The organism is Chitinimonas sp. (genome assembly GCF_036568685.1).
Taxonomy (GTDB): Bacteria; Pseudomonadota; Gammaproteobacteria; order Burkholderiales; family Chitinimonadaceae; genus Chitinimonas.
On sequence record NZ_DATCSC010000139.1, the window covers coordinates 12,227 to 33,234 of the forward strand.

Below are 21,008 nucleotides of genomic sequence, written 5' to 3' on the forward strand. Positions count from 1 at the left end.
ATGGCCTATTTATGGATGGCGCGCGGGTCGAAGGCATCGCGGATCGCATCGGAGAAGAGATTGGCAGACAGCACCAGGCTGAACATGAAGACAAAGGCGGTCGCCAGCGTCCACCAGACGGCCGGCTCGCGCGACAGCTCCAGGCGGGCCGTGTTGATCAGGGTGCCAAAGCTCTGCATGGACGGGTCCACGCCGATGCCCACATAGGACAGCACGGCCTCGGCCAGCACGAGGCCGGAGAAATTGATCACCAAGCTAATCAGGATCAGGTGCATGACGTTGGGCAGGAGGTGCACGCTGAGAATGCGCCAGGTGCTGACGCCAAAGGCCTGTGCCGCCTGGATGTACTCGGCCTCGCGCAGCTTGATCACCTCACCGCGGATCAGGCGGCACAGATCGGTCCAGCTGGTCATGCCGAGGATGACGCAAAGGAAAAACAAGCGCGCATCGGTGCGCTGCGCCGAGGTCGGGAAGAGGTCGCCGTTGTTCTCGATGAACACCATCAGGATCAGCACCGTGGCTGCGATCAGCAGCACGTAGGGGATGGAGTTGATCACGGTGTAGAGGTACTGGATCACCTCATCCACCCAGCCGCGCAGATAGCCTGCCATGATGCCCAGGCCCACGGCGATGGGCATGGTGACCAGGGTGGACATGGTGCCGATCACCAGCGCGGTGCGCAGGCTCTTGAGCACCACGTAGAGGAGGTCGTTACCCACGCGATCGGTACCAAACACGTGGTAGCCACCAGCAAGCTGGGCCACCACACCCCAAAGCAGGCACAGCACGGCCACGGTGGCGAGCACGGTACGGACTGGGTAGCGACCTTCGCCACGGCGCAAACGCTGCCAGGCCAGACCCAGCTCGATCTGCTGGCGGCGGGAGACAAGCAGCAGGTAGGCCGCAACCACCAAGGCAGCCAGCAACAGGCCCAGCACGGCACCGACCAGGCAGCGGCGGCTTATGTCACCGGCCCAATCCTGCTCCGGCACTTGCAGATGGTTGCCGGCATGGGCCAGCCGCTGGTATTCGCGGCGCGGCTCGCCATTCACGATCACCGCCTCCTTCTCGAAGGCCACGTAGGCCAGAGGCGCCGAATAGCTGCGTTCCTTGCCCTCGCGCTGGGCGGCCAGCAGATGGTCGAGCAGGGAGAGGGTTTCGGGTGCGTACACCGCCTCCTTGCCAGGGGCTGCCTCCAGCAGCGGCCGGTAGTGCAGGCTGTCGATCACGCCTATGGCCACGAACATGGCCAGCACGGTAGCCGCAGCCGAACCTGGCGCGCTCAGGAAGGCCTTGCGCCAGGTCACCGCCAGATGGGGGGTACGGGCCACCCGCCAGATATAGGTGCACAGCGCGGCGAGAACAAAAAAGACGACCCAGTCGGTCCAGAGTGTGACGATCTTCACGGGCGGGGCCTTATTGCAGCCTGACGCGCGGATCGGCCCAGGCATAGGCGAAATCCGTCAGCAGGTAGGTCAGTACGTAGACGAAGGAACCAAAGAACACCATGGCGCGGACCACGGAGAAATCCTGGTTGTTGATGCCATCGATGGTGAAGCTACCGAGGCCCGGTATGCCGAAGAAGGACTCCAGCACGATGGCACCGACCAGCAGCACCGGCAGCAAAAGGCCGGCCGAGGTGATGATGGGGATCCAGGAATTGCGCAGCACGTGCCGCAAGAGGATGGCGATCTCCGACAGGCCCTTGGCCCGGGCGGTACGCACATAGTCCTTGCCCAGCTCTTCGAGGAAGATGGTGCGGTAAAGCCGGGTATCCGGTCCCAGTTGGGAGAGCACGTAGACCACCACCGGCAACACCAGGAACTTGAACATGCCGGGCGGCGGCGAGAAGCCCGACAGCGGCATGACGGCCATCAGCCGACCGAACACAAACTGGCCGGTAATGATGAAGAACAGCGAGGAGATGGACATCAGTACCACCAGCACCACCACTCCCAGCGTATCGAGATAACTGTAGCGAAACAGCATGAGCCCGAGCGCGAACACGATGGAGAGTCCCACGGTGACGATAAACACCGGCGTGGCCATGGCCAGGGTCGGGCCTACCCGCTGCCCCAGCTCCCAGGCGATGTCGCGCCCCTCCACCGTCTTGCCGAAGTCCAGCCGCAGGATGCCGACCGAATTCTCGACAAAGACCGTGTTGGTCAGCTTGCCTACGCCCTCTGCCTGCGGGTTGAAATAGAGCGGCTTGTCGTAGCCGTGCTCGGCCTTCCAACGCTGGATGGCCTCGGCCGCCACCCGCTTGCCTCCGAGCTGCAGGCGGGCCATGTCGTCCGGTGTGTTGACCGAGAAGAACAGGAAGAAGGTCACCAGGTTGATGCCGGCCAGTACCAGCACCGAATAGATCACCCGGCGTATCAGGTAGTTGATCATGGCTTGTCCTTGCTGGCGGCCACCGCCATCTTGGCTATACGTCCGCTGGCGCGCTCACGGCGCTGGTAGAGGCGCCAACCCGGCCAGAGCAGCAGGGCCAACGCCAAGAGGCCCACCGCCAAGGGCCAGGCCCTGGGTTGGTTCCAGCCGGCGAGCTTGCTGGCCCGTAATGCACCGTCCACGCGCAGGTATTTGGCCTTGTCCTGGATCACCGCGGTGGGCTTGGCGTTGTGCACCCAGGCCTGGTAGATGCCGACCGAGCCGGGGAAGACGCCAAAGCTCCAGGGCGCATCGACGCGAACGATGTCCACCATGCGGTCGATCACCTTCTGCCGCTCGGGTCCGTCCGGTAGCGCCTTCATCTCGTCGTAGAGCCGGTCGTACTCGGGGTTGGAGTAGTTGGAGGCGTTCTCACCCTCATTCTTGACCTTGCCCTGCGAGGTGGTCAGCAGGAAGAGGTAGTTCTCCGGATCGGGGTAGTCCGAGAACCAGCCCCAGAAATAGACCTGGGCGTTGCCCTTGAGCATCCGTTCCTGAAAGCGGTTGTAGTCGTTGCCACGCGCCTCGATCTGGATGCCCAGCTTGGCGAACTGCTTGCTGCGCCAGTCGATCTCGCCCTGGTAGTTGGGACCGTTGCCGTTGGAATCGAGAAAGAGGATCAGCGGCTTGCCGGTCACCGCATCGCGCCCACCCGGGTAGCCGGCCTCGGCCAGCAGGCGCTGCGCTTCTTCCAGCGGCCGGCGCTGGGCGCGACCATCCTGCCAGGTATGGGTGATGGGGTTGATACCGGCCTGGCCGGTGCGGTAGCCGAACAGGCCGGGCGGAATGGGGCCCATGGCGGCTTCGGAGGGGCCCATCTTGTCAAAGAAGATAGGGCCAAACTCTTCCCAGTTGACCGCGATGGAGATGGCCTGCCGCAGCTTGCGGTTGCGCACTTCCTGCTCCGGGGTGGTGCCCTTGCCCACCACCGGGTCCAGCATATTGAAGCCGATATACCAGTTGGTCGGTTCCAGCGTCGGGATCAGCTGCAGGCCGTGTTCCTTCATCAGCTCGGCACGGCCGGTATTGTCCTGTTGCTCGTTGAGCAGAGCGAAGGCAATGTCGATACGGCTGAGGTCGGGCAGGTCGTAGTAGCCCTGCATCAGCTTGGATATCTCCGGCTCGCGCTCCTTCTCCAGGTAGAAGTGCAGCTCGTCGGTCAGCGGCAGGCGCTGCCCGGCATCGGCCAGCCAGCCGCGCTCCTTGTCGCCCGGCATGCCCTCGCTGGGATAGCGCTCGTCCCGGTAGTTGGGGTTGCGCCTCATCACGTAGCGGTTGGCATTCTGCTCGGTGAGCATATAGGGGCCGGTACCCACCGGCCAGCTGTTGAAGGACAGCGAATTGTCCGCCATGCCGCGCTGGGCGTAGAAGCGGTCGGCCTCCCAGGGGATGGGGACAAAGAAGGTCATCGCCATCCAATACTTGATCTGCGGGTACTTGCCGATCACGCGCACTTCCAGGGTACGGTCGTCCAGCGCCTTCACGCCGGACAGCGGCTCCTGCCGCAGGTCGTGCCAGGGCAGGTAGCGGTCATGCGGACCGCGCTGGGCCACCGCCGCGTCGTGCTCGATCTTGAGCCGGTCGCCCAGGTCCTTGAGGCCGACGATGTACTGGTTGAGCAGGTTGTAGATGGGCGACGGCGTGGCAATCCAGGGGCTGGCCAGGCGCTTGATCTGGTAGACGTAGTCCTCGGCGGTCGCCTCGCGGGTGCTGCTGGCCGCACCTTCCAGCGGGAAGTCGAGGATGGAGTGCTTGCCCTCGATCTGGGCGGGCGAGAGGTCCTGGTACAGATACTTGCCAGCGGCATCACGGGCAAAGGCCGGGTGCGGCTGGTAGCGTGTGCCGGGCTTGAGCTTGATGGTGTAGACGCTGGTGGCGACCTGGTCGAAGGGCGCGTTGTCCGGCAGTGGGTTACCGTCCTTGTCGAGATAGCGCGCGGTCGGCACCTCGGTGGCAGTCAGGCCTTCCAGGGTATAGGGCCGCTTGAGGTAATGGTAGTGCAGCAGCGGCTCGTAGGCGGCGTAGGTCCAGGGGGTCTCGTTCAGGTTGTAGGAGCTGACCGGATCGAGATATTTGGGCCGCTCCTGAAAGGAGCTGAACAGCACATTGCCACTGACCTGTGCCTCCTGGTAGGGCTGGTTGGCGACATCGCAAGCCGCAGGCAGCAGCAATGCGGGTAGGCAGCAGAGCGTCAACAGACGCCGGGACAGGGCAGGCAGCATGGTGGGGTCCAGGGGACGACTACGGCCGGACGGCGCAGCCTGCGGATGATGCCATGCCGGCCTGAGACCAGCCTTAACTTGTCTATACCGTGTTGGCTTTTTGCATACCGGTATCCAGACAGCAAAACGGCCCGCCGAAGGCGGGCCGTTTCGAGCGGCGCGGGAAACTTAACCCAACACCATCACGGCATCGGCTTCTACCAGGCCACCCTTGGGCAGCGCGGCCGCCTGGATGGCGGCGCGGGCCGGGTAAGGAGCGCTGAAGTACTGGCCCATGATCTCGTTGAGCTTGGCAAAGTTGCCAAGGTCGATCACGAATACGCCCAGCTTGACGATGTCCTGCAGGTCGCCGCCGGCGGCCTGGGCTACGGCGCGCAGATTCTGGAACATCTGGTGCGCCTGGGCTTCGAAGCCCTCGGCCAGCTCGCCGGTGGCCGGGATCATGCCCAACTGGCCCGAGAGGTAGACGGTATTGCCGACCTTGACCGCCTGGGAGTAGGTGCCGACCGCCTTGGGAGCCTGGTCGCTATGGATGATCTGCTTGCTCATGGGTATCTCCTCGGTTGGTTTACTCGTCCTGCAGGAATAGCTGCAGCAATTGGTTCTGGTAGCGCCGACCACGCTCGCTGGGGCGGATCTGGCGGAAGTCACGCTCGATCAGGCCCAGCCGCTCGGCCTCCTGCAGGGGCTGCTCGATCACGCTGAGCGGCAGGCCGGTACGTTCGCCAAACAGCGGCACCGGGAAGCCCTCGGCCAAGCGCAAGGCATTGAGCATGAACTCAAAGGGCCGCGCCGCAAGGCTCAGCACCTCTTCGTTCTGCACCGCATTGCCCTCGGCGATGGCCTTGAGGTAGGCCGCCGGTTGCTTGTAGCGCACCTGCCGCAGGATGCGGTCGGGGAAACTCAACTTGCCATGCGCGCCGGCACCGATGCCCAGATAGTCACCAAACTGCCAGTAGTTGACGTTGTGGCGGGCACGGTGGCCAGCCTTGGCGTAGGCGCTGGTCTCGTAGTGTTCGAAGCCGGCGGCCGCCAGGCGCGCCTCGATGGCGTCATGCATCTCCGCCGCCGCATCGTCATCCGGCAAGGCCGGCGGGTAGCGGTAGAAATAGGTGTTCGGCTCCAGCGTCAGGTGGTAGCAGCTGAGGTGGGTGGGATGGAAGCCCAGCGCCGTCTCCACATCTTCCAAGGCCTGCGCCTGGCTCTGCCCGGGCAAGGCGAACATCAGGTCGAGGTTGAAGGTGTCGAAGATCTCGCCCGCAAGGCGGGCGGCACGGCGGGCCTCGGCATCGTCATGGATGCGGCCTATGGCCTTGAGGTGCTCGGGGTTGAAGCTCTGGATGCCGATGGACAAGCGGTTGATGCCGGCGGCGCGGTAGCCTTCGAACTTGTCGGCCTCCACCGTGCCGGGGTTGGCCTCCAGGGTGATCTCGGCATCCGGCAGCAGCTTGACCCGCGCCCGTATGCCGGCCAGCAGGGTATCCATCGCCAGCGGCGAAAACAGGCTGGGCGTGCCGCCGCCCATGAAGATGGTATGCACCGGCCGGCCCCAGAACAGCGGCAGACTGTGCTCCAGGTCGCGCAGCAAGGCCTCGACGTAGCCCATCTCGTCGAAACCGCTACGGGCCTCGTGCGAGTTGAAGTCGCAATAGGGGCACTTGCGCACGCACCAGGGGAAGTGGATGTAGAGCGACAGCGGTGGCAGCGCGGTCAGCTCGCCATGGCGGGTCGGGCTGGCCAAAGAAATCGGAATCATGATCAGGGCGGCGCGGGGCGCCGGCTCCAGGTATGCGACAGGGCCTCAGCCCTTGTTATAGGGGTTGACCAGTTGGTCCACCATGCGGTGCAGGGCCTCGCGCATCTGCGCCTCGGACACCTCCATCAAGAGGCCATCTTCGAAGGCGTCCTGGGTCATCTGGCGGATCTCGTTGAGGTTCTCCTCCATGACCTTGACCTTCTCGAAGCAGCTTACCACTGCCCCATCGTCTTTGAGCCACTTGGGCCAGGCCTTGCTCACAGCGCATCCTCCCGCAGTTTGTCCAGCAGCACCGCCAGCGCCTTGCCGCGATGGCTGATGGGGTTCTTCTCCTCGGCGGTCAGTTCGGCCGCAGTCTTGCCCAGCGCCGGGATCAAGAAGTACGGGTCGTAACCAAAGCCACCCAGGCCACGCGGCTCGGCCAACACTTCGCCGTCGAGCCGGCCCTCGACGATCACCGGTTGCGGGTCATCGGCATGGCGCACCAGCACCAGCACCACGTAGTAGTAGGCGCGGCGGTCACTGCTGTCGCGCAGGGCCTCCACCAGCTTGGCGTTGTTGCGAGCGTCGGACTTGGGCTCGCCAGCGTAGCGGGCGGAATACACGCCCGGCGCACCACCCAGTGCCCGCACGCAGATGCCGGAATCGTCGGCCAGCGCCGGCAGGCCGGTGGCCGCTGCGGCGTGGCGAGCCTTGGCCAGGGCATTCTCGACAAAGGTCACATGCGGTTCTTCCGCCTCGCTCACGCCAAGCTGCCCCTGCGGGATCAACTCGATATCGAGCGGTGCGAACAAACGGCTGAATTCCTTGAGTTTGCCGGCATTATTGCTGGCGAGGACGAGCTTTTTCATGGTGCGGAGATGGTGGCGGCGCAGGCCTTTTGCAAGGCGGCGGCAAATTTATCGGGCTGCGGCAGGCCAAACCAGAGGGTACGTCCATCGCGCAGGCTGAGCTTGACGCCACGATTGAGCGCCGGGGTGAAATTACCGCCATGCAGCTCCATCTCGCCCACTTTGCGTGAAGGGCGGGACGGCTTGTCGGGCAGCTCGCCGACTTCGACCGTGGCGATATCAACCAGCGCCACCTGCTGCAGCGGCCCCTGGTGCAATTGACCCCACTGCCAGTACAGACTGTCACCCTCGCGCCAGAGCTTGAAGGCAAGGCGGGGCAACAACCACCAGACCACGCCCAGCATCACGATGCCATAGCCCCATACCGACCAGCGCGGCAAAGCGGCGGTACCCAGCAGGTAGAGGCCCAGCACCAGGGCCAGCATCAGCGCCATGGCCGGCGGCCAGATCACCCATTGCTTCAGTTCACGGTCGAGTTGCGTCTGTTCGTTCATCAGTACTTTTTCTTCAACACCATGGTGTCGCCGTCGCGCTGCATCTGCAGCTGGTTGAGCACGGTCATGCCGATCAGTGGCACTTCCGGATAACCACCATCGGAAACCACGGCCTCGACACCATACAGCGTGATGCCCTCAAGCTTGAGGGTATCGATCCGGGTCAGCCAGGCGATCTTGACCCCTTGGGCGGTATGCACCCGCACCGGCCGGTCACGTTCAAAGCGGATATTGAGCTGGCGGGCGTGGCTCTCGGACAGCGCCAAGGCTGTCGCACCGGTATCGATCATGCCGCGCACACTGCCACCGTTGACACCAACCGAGGCCATGAAGTGCCCGCCGCCGGCGTCGAACAAGGTAACGCTGTTGGCGCTGCCGCCCTTGTCTGCGCCGCCACCAGCCGCGAAGAAGCCTTGCCCCAGCTGCACAGTGCTGCGCTTGCCACCGCTCTCGAACACGGCCGAATCGGCTCCGACCGATACGAGCTTGACGCCATCGCGGCTCTCGCCCACGGCCAGGGTCACCGGCTTGCCACCGAACGACACGGAGGCCTTGCTACCCATGGTCGCCAGCAGCACAGGCTCCGCGGCCAAGGTGGCGGTACAGCACAGCATCAGAAGCAGATGACGCATTGTTCAAGTCCTCCACAAAGTCCGCCGTGCTCGGCGGCATATTCTGTTCGAGTGGACGATTGCCGCACCACCACGATGATAACGGAGCCTAAGGGCAAGAGAAGGCTCAGGCCAGCCCCGCCGACTGCCCTTCCACCTCGGCCAGCGCCAGTTCGATCAGCTCCGGCCCGGCACCATTGAGTACCTTGCTGTCGGACAGCATGCGGCGCCAGTTGCGGGCGCCTGGGCGGCCCTGGTAGAGGCCCAGCACATGGCGGACGATATGCTTGGGCTGGCTGCGGCCGGCCGCCATGCGCTCGGCGATATAGGGCATGAGTGCTCGGGCCACCTCGGCGCGGCTGCGCGGGGCGGTCTCATCGCCGTAGTAGCGGCGATCCACCTCGGCGAACTGGTAGGGGTCGTGGTAGGCCATGCGGCCTATCATCACGCCATCCACATGCGCCAGCTGCTCGTCCACGCTCTGCCAGTTGTCGATGCCACCGTTGATGATGATCTCGAGCCCTGGGAAGTCGCGCTTGAGCCTATGCACATAGTCATACTTGAGCGGCGGGATCTCGCGGTTCTCCTTGGGGCTCAGGCCCTTGAGGATGGCATTGCGGGCATGGGCGATAAAGATCTCGCAGCCGGCCTCGGCCACCGCGCCGACGAAGTCGCGCAGGTACTCGTAGTGCTCGACCTCGTTGATGCCGATGCGGTGCTTGACCGTAACCGGGATGCCCACCACGTCGCGCATGGCCTTGACGCAGTCGGCCACCAGCTGCGGCTCTTCCATCAGGCAGGCGCCGAAGGCACCGGACTGCACGCGCTCGCTGGGGCAACCGACGTTGAGGTTGACCTCGTCGTAACCCCATTGCTCGGCCAGCCTGGCGCATTCGGCCAGGTCCGCGGGTTCCGAACCACCCAGTTGCAGCGCAACCGGATGTTCGGTGTCGGAGAAATCCAGAAAGCGTGCCTGGTCGCCATGCAGGATGGCGCCGGTGGTCACCATTTCGGTATAGAGAAAGGTGTGGCGGCTGATCTGCCGCAGAAAGTAGCGGTAGTGCCTATCGGTCCAATCGAGCATGGGCGCGAGGCAGATACGGCGTTCGGGTATGGCTTTGCTCATTGCTTTACTTCCCACCGTCCTGCCGGCGTGGCGGGCACGGGTCGAGGCGCCCTGCGGCACCCCACGAAAAAAACGAAAGCCGCCGACCAGGGCCGGCGGCGGTGCTGGCTGACCGAGGATCAGCCGGCCAAAGCCCGGCGCTGGGCGGCGATCAGGCTGGCAACGCCCTCGCTGGCCAGACCGACCAGGGCATCCATCTCGGCGCGGCTGAAGGGGGCGCCCTCAGCGGTACCCTGCAGCTCGACAAAGCCGCCGGCACCAGTCATCACCACGTTCATGTCGGTATCGCAGTCGCTGTCTTCGATATAGTCCAGGTCCAGCACCGGGCGGCCCTGGTGGATGCCGACCGAGACGGCGGCCACATGGTCGCGGATCGGGCTGGCGGCAAGCTTGCCCTCGGCCAGGAGCTTGGCGATGGCGTCGGACAGGGCGACAAAGGCGCCGGTGATGCTGGCGCAGCGGGTGCCGCCGTCGGCCTGGATCACGTCGCAATCGATGCTGATCTGGCGCTCGCCCAGGGCCTTGAGGTCTACCACGGCACGCAGGCTGCGGCCGATCAGGCGCTGGATCTCCTGGGTGCGGCCGCTCTGCTTGCCCGCCGCCGCTTCGCGCTTCATGCGGGTATTGGTGGAACGCGGCAGCATGCCGTACTCGGCCGTCACCCAGCCCTCGCCCTTGCCCTTGAGGAAGGGCGGCACGCTCTCTTCCACGCTGGCGGTACAGATAACCTTGGTGTCGCCCATCTCGATCAGCACCGAACCTTCGGCATGACGGGTGTAGTGGCGGGTAATACGGACGGAGCGGAGCTCCTGGGGCTGGCGGCCGGAGGGGCGCATGAAAAACCTCATTAAAAATCAAGGCCCAATCATACCCCAGCCAGCCACCGGGCACAAAAACGCCCGCACGGGGCGGGCGTCTTGCTGAGCTTACTTCGAGTACTTGCTGATGGCGTTCTGGATCTCCTGGATCGCCGCTTCGATGTCGGCCTCGGTGATCTCCTTGCTCTCCTTGAGCGCCTTGTCGGAGGCCAGGGTATTGAGCCGGGTGGTGACCTCACCGTCGGACAGCTTCTTGGTCGAGAGGCCGCTGATCGAAGGATCATCCTCGTCATGCCAGTTGATCGCCACCCCGGTCAGGTTGTCACCGTGGATGCCACCACGGGTCTCGGCCCGATCCAGCAGTTGCGGCAAGGCATAGAGCACCGGGTAGCCGGTCAGCATCTGCTCCAGCTCACCCTGGGTCACCCCACCCCACAGCCCGTCGGTACAGAGCAGCACCGTATCGCCGTCGCTGAGCGGCACCTTGCCGCCGATCTCCACCTCGGGTGGGAACATGGAGCCCAGGCAGTTGTAGATCTTGTTCTTCTCCGGGTGGCGCTCGGCCTCCTCGGGGGTCAGCCGGCCCAGCTCCACCATCTGCTGCACCTTGGAGTGGTCGCGGGTACGGGCCATGACCTTGCCCTCGCGCACCAGGTAAAGCCGCGAATCCCCCACGTGCGCCCAATACAACACGCCATCCTGCACGATGGCAGCGACCACGGTAGTGCGCGGCGTCTCGAGCAAGCTATGGTTGGCGGCGTAATTGAAGATGGCGTCATGGCACTTCATGAAGCCATCGGCAATGAACTGGTGCGGGTTCTGTATGGTCGGACGGGCCTTTTTCTGGAACAGGTCGGCCATCAGTTCGACCGTGATCTGGGCCGCCACTTCGCCATGCAGATGGCCGCCCATGCCGTCGGCCACCACCAGCAGCAGCGAATCGCGGCTGTAGGAGTAGCACATGCGGTCCTGGTTGTACTGGCGGGCGCCCTGGCGGGTTTCCTGGAAGATGGTGAATTTCATTTTTGTTCTCCTTTGCCACCACCCAGGCGGATTTCCATACGGCCAATACGGGCCAGGTTGTCCTTGAGCCCGGCAAGCAGGCCAGGCTTGGGTTGCGGCTCACTGGCTATGCCCACCAGCGCTTTTTGCACTTCGCGCACGCTCTGCGGCCGCGCCAGATGATCGAGCTGCAGGCACCAGTCCACCAGCTCCAAGAGACTGGCGGAATAGCGGCCGGCCCAGAGCTTCCTGACCGACTGGTACTTGTCTTCTTTCACCCGCTGGTCGGCCGCCTGCGGAGCAAGACCGCTCATGCAGGCGAAGATGCTGGCGCCCACGCTATAGATATCGCTCCAGGGGCCGAGCTTGTCACGTTCGGCATATTGCTCGGGCGAGGCAAAGCCCGGCGTGTACATGGGCGTGAACTTGTTGATCGAGGGGCTCAGTGCATCCCGCGCCGAGCCAAAGTCCAGCAGCACAGGGCTACCGTCGCGACGGATGTAGATGTTGGCTGGCTTGATGTCGAGGTGCAGCATCTTGTTCAGGTGCACTTCGCGCAGGCCGTTGAGCAGGTGGGCAAAGACGTAGAGAATCATGTTCTCCTTCACCCCGCCTTCGGTCAGCTGGATTTCCTTTTGCAGGGTGCGCCCCCGCTCGTACTCCATGACCATGTAGACCGTTTCATTGGCGCGGAAGAAGTTCACCACCTTGACGATATTGGGGTGACGGATCTGCGCCAGCGTCTTGCCTTCTTCAAAGAAGCACTTCATGCCATGACGGAACAGCGCGAGATTGTCGGCCGAGGTGGCCATGACCTTCTCGCCCTCGCTACGTAGTGCCAAGGCATTGGGCAGGTATTCCTTGATCGCCACCGGCTGGTCGAGTTCGTCGTGCGCCAGATAGACAATGGAAAAGCCACCGGCCGACAATTGCTTGACGATGGTGTAGTTGAGCAGTTGATAACCGCGTGCAAGCGGGAAATTGCTGGGTACTGGCATCTGGGCTGCGCGCCTGTCTTTTCCGTAAAGTATCCGCTACTCAAACACCGGGGCCGAGGCCGGCAGTCTGCCGGTCGGCGCCCTCGGTCTGGGCTGGCGTCGGGTCTCGGCCAGCCCCGGGGCGGCGGGACGGCGACGACCGTGCTCAGGGCAGTATGATAATATTTAAGCAACATCTGTCAGCCGGATGAAGCATGACATCCGGGTTTAACGGCCAGATTGTGGTTTTGGGCTGTCACAAAGTCAAAGTCGCCATGATTATTGGGCCGTTTCAAAAAGCCATCCGACCCACGCCTACCCCGCCATCCTGGAGCTCCCCCGCATGATATTGAGCATGACCGGCTATGCCGTTGCGACCCGAGAACTGGCCGGCGGCCTGCTCAGCGTCGAGCTGCGCGCGGTGAACCACCGCTTCCTGGACCTGAACCTGCGGCTGCCCGAAGAGTTGCGGCTGATCGAGAACCAGGTCCGCGAAAAACTGGCCGGCAAGGTATCGCGCGGCAAGCTCGATTGCCGTATCGGCTATTCAGCCCGCGCCGAGGCCCAGCCCAAGCTGCAGCTCAACCAGGAGTTGCTGGCCCAGCTGGTGGCGCTGTCGCAACAGGCGCGCGCGATCGCTCCGCAGGCTGGCGACCTCAAGATGGGCGAACTCCTGCGCTGGCCCGGCGTGCTGGCGACCGACGCCGTCACCCCCGAAGCCATGCAGCAGACCGCACTGGAGCTGCTGGAGCTGGCCCTGGCCGACTTCACCGCCACCCGTGGCCGCGAAGGCGTCAAGCTGGCCGCCGCCATGCACGAGCGGATCGAGAAGATCGAAGCCATCGTGACCGAGGTGCAGCCGCGCCTGCCGGCCATCGTTGCCGCCTACGACGACAAGCTCAAGCAGCGCCTGGTGGAAGCGCTGGGCAGCCTGGACGACGACCGGGTGCGGCAGGAGGTGGTGCTGTTCGCGCAGAAGATCGACGTGGCCGAGGAACTGACCCGGCTCAGCACCCATCTGGTTGAGCTGCGCCGCATCCTCAAGACCGGTGGCGCGGTCGGCAAGCGGCTGGACTTCCTGATGCAGGAGCTGCATCGTGAGGCCAATACCCTGGGCTCCAAGTCGGTGGCGGTCGATACCTCGCAAGCCTCGCTGGAACTGAAGGTACTGATCGAGCAGATGCGCGAACAAGTGCAAAATATCGAATAATCAAAGGCTGATGCTGTTTGACGATTGTGTTACGCTGCCAATTAGCCGTTTGAATCAACGAGATAATCCCCTATGAGCAAAGGCAAGCTTTTTGTTGTCGCTGGCCCCTCGGGCGCTGGCAAGGCCACGCTGGTGCGCGGCCTGCTTGCAGCCGATTCCAAGGTGCAGCTGTCGGTGTCCTTTACCAGCCGCGCGCCGCGCGACGGTGAGCAGGATGGCCGCGACTACCACTTCGTGAGCCGCGAGCAGTTCCTCGCCATGGTCGGCAAGGGCGAATTCCTCGAACACGCCGAGGTGCACGGCAATCTGTACGGCACCTCGCAGAAGTGGATCACCGACATGATGGCCGCCGGCAACGATATCCTCCTGGAGATCGATGTTCAGGGCGCTCAACAGGTGCGCAAGCTCTTCCCCGCCGCGGTCGGCGTATTCATCCTGCCGCCCAGCGCCGAGGTGCTGGAGCAACGCCTGCGCAACCGCGGTACCGATAGCGAGGAGGCCATCGTGCGCCGCCTGGCCAACGCCCGCGAAGAGATCGGCCATGTCGGCGAGTTCAACTATGTGATCGTCAACGAACACATCGACCAGTCGGTGCGCGACATCATCGGCATCGTCCGTGCCGAGCGTTGCCAGGTCGCGACCCAGTGCGAGCGTCACGCCGCCCTGATCGCCAGCCTCAAGGGCTGAAGCCCTCCCTATTCAGCATAGTGCCGGCCCCTTTGTGGCCGGCCGTTTTACCGGAGTAAACCCATCATGGCCCGCATTACCGTAGAAGACTGTCTCGACCGCATCCCCAACCGCTTTGACCTGACCCTGGCCGCCGCCTACCGCGCCCGCCAGCTGGCCAACGGTTCCACCCCGCTGGTCGACGCTGCCGGCCGCGACAAGCCCACCGTGCTGGCCCTGCGCGAGCTGGCCGCTGGCAAGATCGGCATCGAGATCCTGCACCGTTCGCGGGCCTGATCGTCCGAGCTGTGCAATAAAAAGCGGGCCCATGCCCGCTTTTTTGCCTTCGTGCCATGATGCTGACCGCTGACGACATACCCGTCCCCGATGACTACGCCGCCCAGGTGGCGCGGGATGCGAACACGCTGTTCGCCAAGGTCTCGGGCTACCTGAAGGCCGAGGACCTGCCGCTCCTGAAGGCAGCCTTTCTGTTCAGCGCCGAATGCCACAAGGACCAGTCGCGCAAGAGCGGCGAGCCCTATATCACCCATCCACTGGCGGTCGCCGACATCCTGGCGGACCACCACCTGGATGCGCAGGCGCTGATGGCAGCCTTCCTGCACGACACCATGGAAGACACCGGGGTCAGCAAGCTGGAGCTGACCGAGCGTTTTGGCAAGCCCATCGCCGAGCTGGTGGATGGCCTCTCCAAGCTGGAAAAGCTGGAATTCCAGAGCAAGGAAGAGGCGCAGGCCGAAAACTTCCGCAAGATGCTGATGGCCATGGCCCGCGATGTGCGAGTGATTCTGGTGAAGCTGGCGGACCGGCTGCACAATATGCGCACCCTCGGCCATATGCGCGAGGACAAGCAAAAGCGTATCGCTGCCGAGACGCTGGAGATCTACGCCCCCATCGCCAACCGCATCGGCCTGCATGCCATCTACCAGGAGCTGGAAGACTGGAGCTTCCGCTACCTACACCCCATGCGCTACGAGGTGCTGGGCAAGGCACTCAAGGCAGCCCGCGGCAACCGCCGCGAGGTGGTCAGCAAGATACTCGACGCGATCAAGCACAAGCTCACCGAGGCCAAGGTCGAGGCCACCGTCTACGGCCGCGAAAAACACTTGGCCAGCATCTACCGCAAGATGCAGGAAAAGCACCTGAGCTTTTCCGAGGTGCTGGATATCTACGGCTTTCGCGTGATCGTGAAGGATGTGCCCACCTGCTACCTGGCGCTGGGCGCGCTGCACGGGCTGTACAAGCCACGGCCCGGCACCTTCAAGGATTACATCGCCATCCCCAAGCCCAACGGCTACCAGAGCCTGCACACCGCGCTCTCCGGTCCTTATGGCACGCCCATCGAGGTGCAGATCCGCACCCAGGACATGCACAAGGTGGCCCAGGCCGGGGTGGCCTCGCACTGGATGTACAAGTCAGGCGACGAGAACGTCAGCGACGTACAGCAAAAAACCCACCAGTGGCTGCAGTCGCTGCTCGAGATCCAGTCCATGTCGGGCGATTCGGTCGAATTCCTCGAACATATCAAGGTCGACCTGTTCCCCGGTGAAGTCTATGTCTTCACCCCCAAGGGCAAGATCCTGACCCTGCCGCAAGGCGCCACGGCGGTGGACTTTGCCTATGCAGTGCATTCGGACATCGGCAACCGCTGCATCGCCGCACGCATCAACTACGATCTGATGCCGCTGCGCACCACGCTCAAGACTGGGGACCAGGTCGAGATCGTCACCGCCACCACGGCCCGCCCCAACCCGAACTGGCTCAACTTCGTGGTCACCGGCAAGGCACGCTCGCATATCCGCCACTTCCTCAAGACCATGCGCTATGAGGAAGCGGTACAGCTGGGTGAGCGCATGCTGGGCCAGGCGGTACGGGCGTTGATGAACCAAAGCACCGAGCTGCCACCCGAATCGTGGGAGCGCTACCTCAAAGAGAATGCGCCGTCCAAGCGCGAAGAGATCCTGGCCGACATTGGCCTCGGCAAGCGGCTAGGCGTGGTCGTAGCACAGCGCCTCTTGACCCTGGCCGGCCTCCTGAGTGAGGGCGAGGCCAAGAGCGGGCCTATCCTGATCCGCGGTACCGAGGGCGTGGCGGTGCAGTTCTCGCGCTGCTGTAACCCTATCCCGGGCGACCCCATCATCGGCCTGATCAAGCAGGGCCAGGGTCTGGTGATCCATACCCACGACTGCCCGCAAGTGGTCGGCCGGCATGGCAAGGTGGACCCGGACAAGCTGCTGGAAGTGGAATGGGACGTGCCGCCGGGCAAGCTCTTCGACGTGCAGATCAAGGTGCTGGCCATGCATGAGCGTGGCGTGCTGGCACAGATAGCCGCCGCCATCTCGGAGGCGGCCGCCAATATCGAGAACGTGCGCATGGACAGCGAGCATGAAGGTGACCGCTATACCGAGATCAGCTTCACGGTGCAGGTGGAGAACCGCCAGCACCTGGCCAAGGTCATGCAGACGCTCAGGCAGTTGGAGCGGGTGGTACGCATACACAGACTGAAGTCGTGAGGGTCTGGTTGAAGTTACTTACGTCGTATCAGAGATAAGTGCAGCGATGGCGCCCGGGAGCTCCCGTAAGGAGTAGGCCGAAGTAGTAAGCCACCTGAAGGTGGCAACGACTTCGCTCACCCGGGCGCTATGCATTTGTGAAGAAGGAGGCGACGACCCTCATTTGCTTTGTCGCATCCCTACCCCCTCCGCCCCCGCCCGCCGGCGGGGGAACCTCGCTGCGCTCGTGGGCGCTCTGAATACAGTTCGCTGCCTGTCCAAAAAACGCTCACGGCAGTTGGCTCAACGCGCTCGTTCCGGCGTGGAATAACTGTTGTTTGTTCAATTACCTAAGTTCATATCGGGGCGGCGGCGAGGCGGTGCTAAAATCGGGCTGGATTGCAGCAGACCAAGAACCCAGCGTGATTACCATTTCCCTTAACGGCGAAGCCCGTGAATTCGCCGCCAGCCTGAGCCTGACCGAACTGATCGACCATCTGGGGCATGCCGGTCGACGCATCGCGATCGAACGCAATGGTGAGATCGTGCCGCGCAGCCAGCACAGCGAGACCCGGCTGCAGGATGGCGACAAGCTGGAAATCGTGGTTGCGGTGGGTGGCGGCTGATGACGGCCCTGGTCACCCTGCAAAGCCGCCCCGCCACCTTGGCAGACGTGGATCTCTTGGCTGAACTCAACCAGCAGCTGCGCCGCGATGAAGGCCAAAGTACCAGTCAGACCGCTGCCCGGCTGCGCGAACGCATGCACGCGTGGCTGGCCGAAGAAGGCTATTCGGCCGTACTGTTCGAATACGACGATCAGGTAGTAGCCTACGCGCTCTACCTGGAGCAGACCGGTTCCATCTATCTGCGCCAGTTCTTCGTGGCTGGCGACCGGCGCCGGCTAGGCCTAGGGCGGCGTGCGCTGGCGCTGTTGTTCGAACAATACTGGCCTGCCGACAAGCGGCTGAGCGTGGACGTACTGAACACCAATGAGCGGGCGCTGGCCTTCTGGCGCTCGGTCGGCTTTCTCGACTACTCGACCACCTTGATCATGGCGCCCAAGCAGCGCCCCAACCGGATATCCCCATGAGCAAGCCCTTCACCATCGCTGGCCGCGAATACGGCTCCCGCCTGCTGGTCGGCACCGGCAAGTACAAGGATTTCACCGAGACCCGCGCCGCCATCGACGCCTCGGGTGCCGAGATCGTCACCGTGGCCATCCGCCGCGTGAACCTGGGCCAGGATGCCAGCCAGCCCAGCCTGCTGGACTACCTGCCACCCTCGCAATTCACCTATCTGCCCAATACCGCCGGCTGCTACAGCGCCGACGATGCGGTTCGTACCCTGCGCCTGGCACGTGAACTGCTCGACGGCCACAAGCTGGTGAAGCTGGAAGTGCTGGGTGACTCGCACAGCCTCTATCCCAACGTGATCGAGACCCTCAAGGCGGCCGAGACCCTGATCAAGGACGGCTTTGACGTCATGGTCTATACCTCGGACGATCCCATCGTCGCCCGCCAGCTGGAAGAGATCGGCTGCTGCGCCATCATGCCGCTCGCCAGCCTGATCGGCTCGGGCATGGGCATCCTCAACCCCTGGAACCTCAAGCTCATCATCGAGCAGAGCCGCGTGCCGGTGATCGTCGATGCCGGCGTAGGCACCGCCTCGGACGCCGCCATTGCCATGGAACTGGGCTGTGACGGCGTGCTGATGAACACCGCCATTGCCGCCGCCCAAGACCCGGTGCGCATGGCTCGTGCCATGAAGCTGGGTATCGAGGCCGGCCGCGAGGCCTTCCTGGCCGGACGCATGCCCAGGAAGCTGTACTCGGGTAGCCCCAGCTCGCCAACCGGCGGCCTGATAGGCTAAACCAGAAGAACAAACAGGAGCGAGGTCGTCACCGGGCAGCCGCTGCGCTCCCCCGGTGAACCCGCCAGCCCCCACCTACCGCACTCGTAAGACATCATGGACAACCCGCAACACCGTCATATCCGCAGCTTTGTGCTACGCCAGGGTCACTTCTCCGACGCGCAGACCCGTGCCATGGAGGCCGGCATGCCGCGCTGGGGCATCGAATACAAAGCCGAGCGGCTGGACCTGGATGCCGCCTTCGGCCGTAGCGCGCCCAAGGTGCTGGAGATCGGCTTTGGTATGGGTGGCGCCACCTCCGAGATCGCCGCGGCACGGCCCGATACCGACTTCCTCGGCATCGAGGTACACGGCCCTGGCGTGGGCAACCTTTTCAAGCTGATCGAGGAAAAGCGGCTCGAGAATATCCGGGTGATCCGCCATGATGCGGTCGAGGTGGTCGAGCATATGCTGGCGCCCAACTCGCTGGACGGCTTCCACCTGTACTTCCCCGACCCCTGGCCCAAGAAGCGCCACCACAAGCGTCGCCTGGTGCAGCCGGCCTTCCTGGCGCATATCGTCAGCCGCCTCAAGCCCGGCGCCTATGTGCATATGGCCACCGACTGGGAAGACTACGCGGTGCAGATGCTGGAGGTGCTGAGCGCCAACCCTGACCTGCGCAATACCGCCGAGACCTATGCCGAGCGCCCAAGCTGGCGCCCGCTGACCAAGTTCGAGCAGCGCGGCCTCAACCTCGGCCACGGCGTGTGGGATCTGCTGTTCATCAAGAAGTAAGCGCTGTCACGATAAGAAATGGCGACCTCAGGGTCGCCATTTTCATTTCCGCCCCCAAGAGTGTTCACTGCCCCACCGTCAAGGCAGCCAGCGGCGCCGGTGCATAGAGCGCGCTCTGGAATTCCGGCACGTACTCGTACTTGAGCAGCTTGCCGAGCTTGAGCGAACGGATATAGGCCGACAGGCCGCCCTCGCCCAACGTGAGCTTGGCCACGTCGGCCTGGTCGCTGCTGGCGTGGCTCAAAAGGCGTGAATCCGCATAACCGTAGGTCAGCCTCCCCTCCCGGTCGAGATTGGTGAAGCTGTTGCGCGCCATCGCCACCTTGCGGGAGAGGCCCATCAGCTTGCGGCCCTCGAAGACCACGTCGGGCTTGCCCGTCTCGCTATCGGCCAGGCTAAAGGTCATGGCCTGCTCGCTCTCCGCCAGCTCGATACGGGTCAGCCACTTGGGCAGGTTGTAGCCGACCACGCCGCGTACCCGGGCCAGCTCGGTATCGACCGGCAGCTTGAGTACATAGCCCCAATAATCGCCAGACCAGGACTGCGCCCAGAGGCTGAAGGGGCCGAGATTGGCGCCACCCGGCTTGCTGGTGACGACGGACAGGGCGACTTCCTTGTAACTGTCGTTGTCGCAGTAGCGATAGCTGTAGGCGGTGAGCGCCACCACACCGCGCCCCGGCCAGATATGCAAAGGCTGTACCGCCTTCAGCACGGCCGCCGGCATCAGTTCCCGCAAGCGTGTGATATCGGCCGTGTAGACCGCGGTGATGCGGCTGCTCTGGTAATAGAAGTTAGGCGACCAGGATTCGAACCCTATCTCGACCCTTTCCTTCTTGAGCGTCCGGAACCAGCTGAGGTCCAGCGCCGGCGCCTCCGCCGCGATGACCGCGAGTGGTGGATTGGAGCGGTAGCGGGCATAGAGCCCGCCCGCCTGCACCGGCACATCCTGCCCGGCCAGGGTGATGTTGGCGGTAGCGGGCTGGACCGCAGCCTCGGCCTCTTGCGCCCAGGCAGAGCCTGCCAGCGGGCTCCACAGCAAGACGGTGGCGGTAGTGTATTTCATGGTGGACATCTTCAATTTCCGCTTGGGCAAGGGTTCAGGCAGCGATGGGCTGGACATGCACCCAGCGGCGGTACTGACGGTTCCTGCGCTGGGTCTCCCACTGCTGCTGCAGCAGGGCCAGGGCCGGCGCCACCTTAGGCTGGCTGGGCCTGCCCTGGCTCAAGCGGCGCAGCTGGTACTTCACCATGGCCATATAGCCGACCGAGGCCAGTACCTTGTTCTTCCAGGGAACGGCGCGCAGCACCGGGCTCTGGCCCGCATCGGTACGCCAGGCACGTGGCAGCTGCGGGTCGATGGCCAAGGCGGTGGCCATGCCGGCCACGGCCACGCCGCTGGCCAGCACCTGCTCCACCACCGGGTAGCGGCGTATGCCACCGGTCACCATGATGGGCATCCGGGCCACGGCGGTGATGTCCTGGGCGAACTCCAGAAAATACGCCTCACGGGCCAGGGTACGACCATCACGGGTCTGGCCGTGCATGGCCGGGGCCTCATAGCTGCCGCCTGAAAGCTCGATCAGATCCAGACCCAGGGGGTTGAGCATGGCCACCACGAAGCGGGCGTCTTCGGCACTGAAGCCCCCGCGCTGAAAGTCGGCCGAATTGAGCTTCACCGCCACGGCAAAG

22 protein-coding genes and 1 pseudogene are annotated in these 21,008 nt (G+C 63.8%); 8 read left to right on the forward strand and 15 right to left on the reverse strand.

Annotated elements, in window-relative coordinates; genetic code table 11:
• Nucleotides 1-5: 5 nt before the first annotated feature.
• The 13 genes from VIM95_RS20185 to VIM95_RS20245 form a co-directional block, all read right to left on the reverse strand.
• Nucleotides 6-1,406: an ABC transporter permease gene (locus VIM95_RS20185; protein ID WP_331989327.1), complete on the reverse strand. Its 1,401-nt coding sequence runs from the start codon at nucleotides 1,404-1,406 to the stop codon at nucleotides 6-8.
• A gap of 10 nt (nucleotides 1,407-1,416) precedes the next feature.
• On the reverse strand, nucleotides 1,417-2,394 hold the full coding sequence (locus tag VIM95_RS20190; RefSeq protein WP_331989329.1) for an ABC transporter permease: 978 nt from the start codon (nucleotides 2,392-2,394) through the stop codon (nucleotides 1,417-1,419).
• On the reverse strand, nucleotides 2,391-4,655 hold the full coding sequence (locus VIM95_RS20195; RefSeq protein WP_331989331.1) for an ABC transporter substrate-binding protein: 2,265 nt from the start codon (nucleotides 4,653-4,655) through the stop codon (nucleotides 2,391-2,393). Before VIM95_RS20195 ends, VIM95_RS20190 begins: the two co-directional genes overlap by 4 nt.
• Before the next feature lie 168 nt (nucleotides 4,656-4,823).
• The gene (locus tag VIM95_RS20200) at nucleotides 4,824-5,204 is read right to left on the reverse strand and encodes a Rid family detoxifying hydrolase (protein ID WP_331989333.1); all 381 of its coding nucleotides are present in this window, start codon (nucleotides 5,202-5,204) and stop codon (nucleotides 4,824-4,826) included.
• A gap of 19 nt (nucleotides 5,205-5,223) precedes the next feature.
• The gene (gene hemW, locus VIM95_RS20205; protein WP_331989335.1) at nucleotides 5,224-6,411 is read right to left on the reverse strand and encodes a radical SAM family heme chaperone HemW; all 1,188 of its coding nucleotides are present in this window, start codon (nucleotides 6,409-6,411) and stop codon (nucleotides 5,224-5,226) included.
• A gap of 45 nt (nucleotides 6,412-6,456) precedes the next feature.
• The gene (locus VIM95_RS20210) at nucleotides 6,457-6,672 is read right to left on the reverse strand and encodes a hypothetical protein (RefSeq protein WP_331989337.1); all 216 of its coding nucleotides are present in this window, start codon (nucleotides 6,670-6,672) and stop codon (nucleotides 6,457-6,459) included.
• The gene (rdgB, locus tag VIM95_RS20215) at nucleotides 6,669-7,262 is read right to left on the reverse strand and encodes an RdgB/HAM1 family non-canonical purine NTP pyrophosphatase (protein ID WP_331989339.1); all 594 of its coding nucleotides are present in this window, start codon (nucleotides 7,260-7,262) and stop codon (nucleotides 6,669-6,671) included. Before rdgB ends, VIM95_RS20210 begins: the two co-directional genes overlap by 4 nt.
• A complete protein-coding gene (locus tag VIM95_RS20220; protein ID WP_331989340.1) occupies nucleotides 7,259-7,756 on the reverse strand; it encodes a hypothetical protein in 498 nt (165 codons plus the stop codon). The genes rdgB and VIM95_RS20220 overlap by 4 nt, the downstream gene beginning before the upstream one ends.
• Nucleotides 7,756-8,388 carry a retropepsin-like aspartic protease family protein gene (locus VIM95_RS20225; RefSeq protein ID WP_331989341.1) on the reverse strand — a complete coding sequence of 211 codons (633 nt, stop codon included), beginning with the start codon at nucleotides 8,386-8,388 and terminating at the stop codon, nucleotides 7,756-7,758. The genes VIM95_RS20220 and VIM95_RS20225 overlap by 1 nt, the downstream gene beginning before the upstream one ends.
• Nucleotides 8,389-8,494: 106 nt before the next feature.
• Nucleotides 8,495-9,493, reverse strand: a complete 999-nt coding sequence (gene dusA / locus VIM95_RS20230) for a tRNA dihydrouridine(20/20a) synthase DusA (protein WP_331989342.1) — start codon at nucleotides 9,491-9,493, stop codon at nucleotides 8,495-8,497.
• 119 nt (nucleotides 9,494-9,612) lie between these two features.
• Nucleotides 9,613-10,329, reverse strand: coding sequence for a ribonuclease PH (rph, locus tag VIM95_RS20235; RefSeq protein ID WP_331989343.1), 717 nt, complete (start codon nucleotides 10,327-10,329; stop codon nucleotides 9,613-9,615).
• Between the two features lie 90 nt (nucleotides 10,330-10,419).
• The gene (locus VIM95_RS20240) at nucleotides 10,420-11,334 is read right to left on the reverse strand and encodes a PP2C family protein-serine/threonine phosphatase (RefSeq protein ID WP_331989345.1); all 915 of its coding nucleotides are present in this window, start codon (nucleotides 11,332-11,334) and stop codon (nucleotides 10,420-10,422) included.
• Nucleotides 11,331-12,311 (reverse strand): serine/threonine-protein kinase, encoded by a 981-nt coding sequence (locus tag VIM95_RS20245; protein WP_331989347.1) that lies wholly within the window; start codon nucleotides 12,309-12,311, stop codon nucleotides 11,331-11,333. Before VIM95_RS20245 ends, VIM95_RS20240 begins: the two co-directional genes overlap by 4 nt.
• 322 nt (nucleotides 12,312-12,633) lie before the next feature.
• Here VIM95_RS20245 and VIM95_RS20250 point away from each other — a divergent pair, with 322 nt between their 5' ends.
• The 8 genes from VIM95_RS20250 (at nucleotide 12,634) to trmB (ending at nucleotide 19,319) form a co-directional block, all read left to right on the forward strand.
• Complete coding sequence (locus VIM95_RS20250) at nucleotides 12,634-13,500, forward strand: YicC/YloC family endoribonuclease (RefSeq protein ID WP_331989349.1); 867 nt, start codon at nucleotides 12,634-12,636, stop codon at nucleotides 13,498-13,500.
• A gap of 72 nt (nucleotides 13,501-13,572) precedes the next feature.
• Nucleotides 13,573-14,187 carry a guanylate kinase gene (gmk, locus tag VIM95_RS20255; RefSeq protein WP_331989351.1) on the forward strand — a complete coding sequence of 205 codons (615 nt, stop codon included), beginning with the start codon at nucleotides 13,573-13,575 and terminating at the stop codon, nucleotides 14,185-14,187.
• A gap of 66 nt (nucleotides 14,188-14,253) precedes the next feature.
• On the forward strand, nucleotides 14,254-14,463 hold the full coding sequence (rpoZ, locus tag VIM95_RS20260; protein ID WP_331989353.1) for a DNA-directed RNA polymerase subunit omega: 210 nt from the start codon (nucleotides 14,254-14,256) through the stop codon (nucleotides 14,461-14,463).
• Between the two features lie 56 nt (nucleotides 14,464-14,519).
• The gene (locus VIM95_RS20265) at nucleotides 14,520-16,697 is read left to right on the forward strand and encodes a bifunctional (p)ppGpp synthetase/guanosine-3',5'-bis(diphosphate) 3'-pyrophosphohydrolase (protein ID WP_331989355.1); all 2,178 of its coding nucleotides are present in this window, start codon (nucleotides 14,520-14,522) and stop codon (nucleotides 16,695-16,697) included.
• A gap of 401 nt (nucleotides 16,698-17,098) precedes the next feature.
• Complete coding sequence (thiS, locus tag VIM95_RS20270) at nucleotides 17,099-17,302, forward strand: sulfur carrier protein ThiS (RefSeq protein WP_349258189.1); 204 nt, start codon at nucleotides 17,099-17,101, stop codon at nucleotides 17,300-17,302.
• Nucleotides 17,302-17,766, forward strand: a complete 465-nt coding sequence (locus VIM95_RS20275; RefSeq protein WP_331989357.1) for a GNAT family N-acetyltransferase — start codon at nucleotides 17,302-17,304, stop codon at nucleotides 17,764-17,766. The genes thiS and VIM95_RS20275 overlap by 1 nt, the downstream gene beginning before the upstream one ends.
• Nucleotides 17,763-18,545 (forward strand): thiazole synthase, encoded by a 783-nt coding sequence (locus VIM95_RS20280; protein WP_331989359.1) that lies wholly within the window; start codon nucleotides 17,763-17,765, stop codon nucleotides 18,543-18,545. Before VIM95_RS20275 ends, VIM95_RS20280 begins: the two co-directional genes overlap by 4 nt.
• Before the next feature lie 96 nt (nucleotides 18,546-18,641).
• Nucleotides 18,642-19,319, forward strand: coding sequence for a tRNA (guanosine(46)-N7)-methyltransferase TrmB (trmB, locus tag VIM95_RS20285; protein ID WP_331989361.1), 678 nt, complete (start codon nucleotides 18,642-18,644; stop codon nucleotides 19,317-19,319).
• Nucleotides 19,320-19,383: 64 nt separating this feature from the next.
• On the opposite strand, the gene VIM95_RS20290 is transcribed toward trmB, so the two are convergent.
• Nucleotides 19,384-20,382, reverse strand: a complete 999-nt coding sequence (locus VIM95_RS20290; RefSeq protein ID WP_331989363.1) for a hypothetical protein — start codon at nucleotides 20,380-20,382, stop codon at nucleotides 19,384-19,386.
• Nucleotides 20,383-20,416: 34 nt separating this feature from the next.
• Nucleotides 20,417-21,008 (reverse strand): annotated as a pseudogene (locus VIM95_RS20295) (hypothetical protein); the annotation flags it as partial.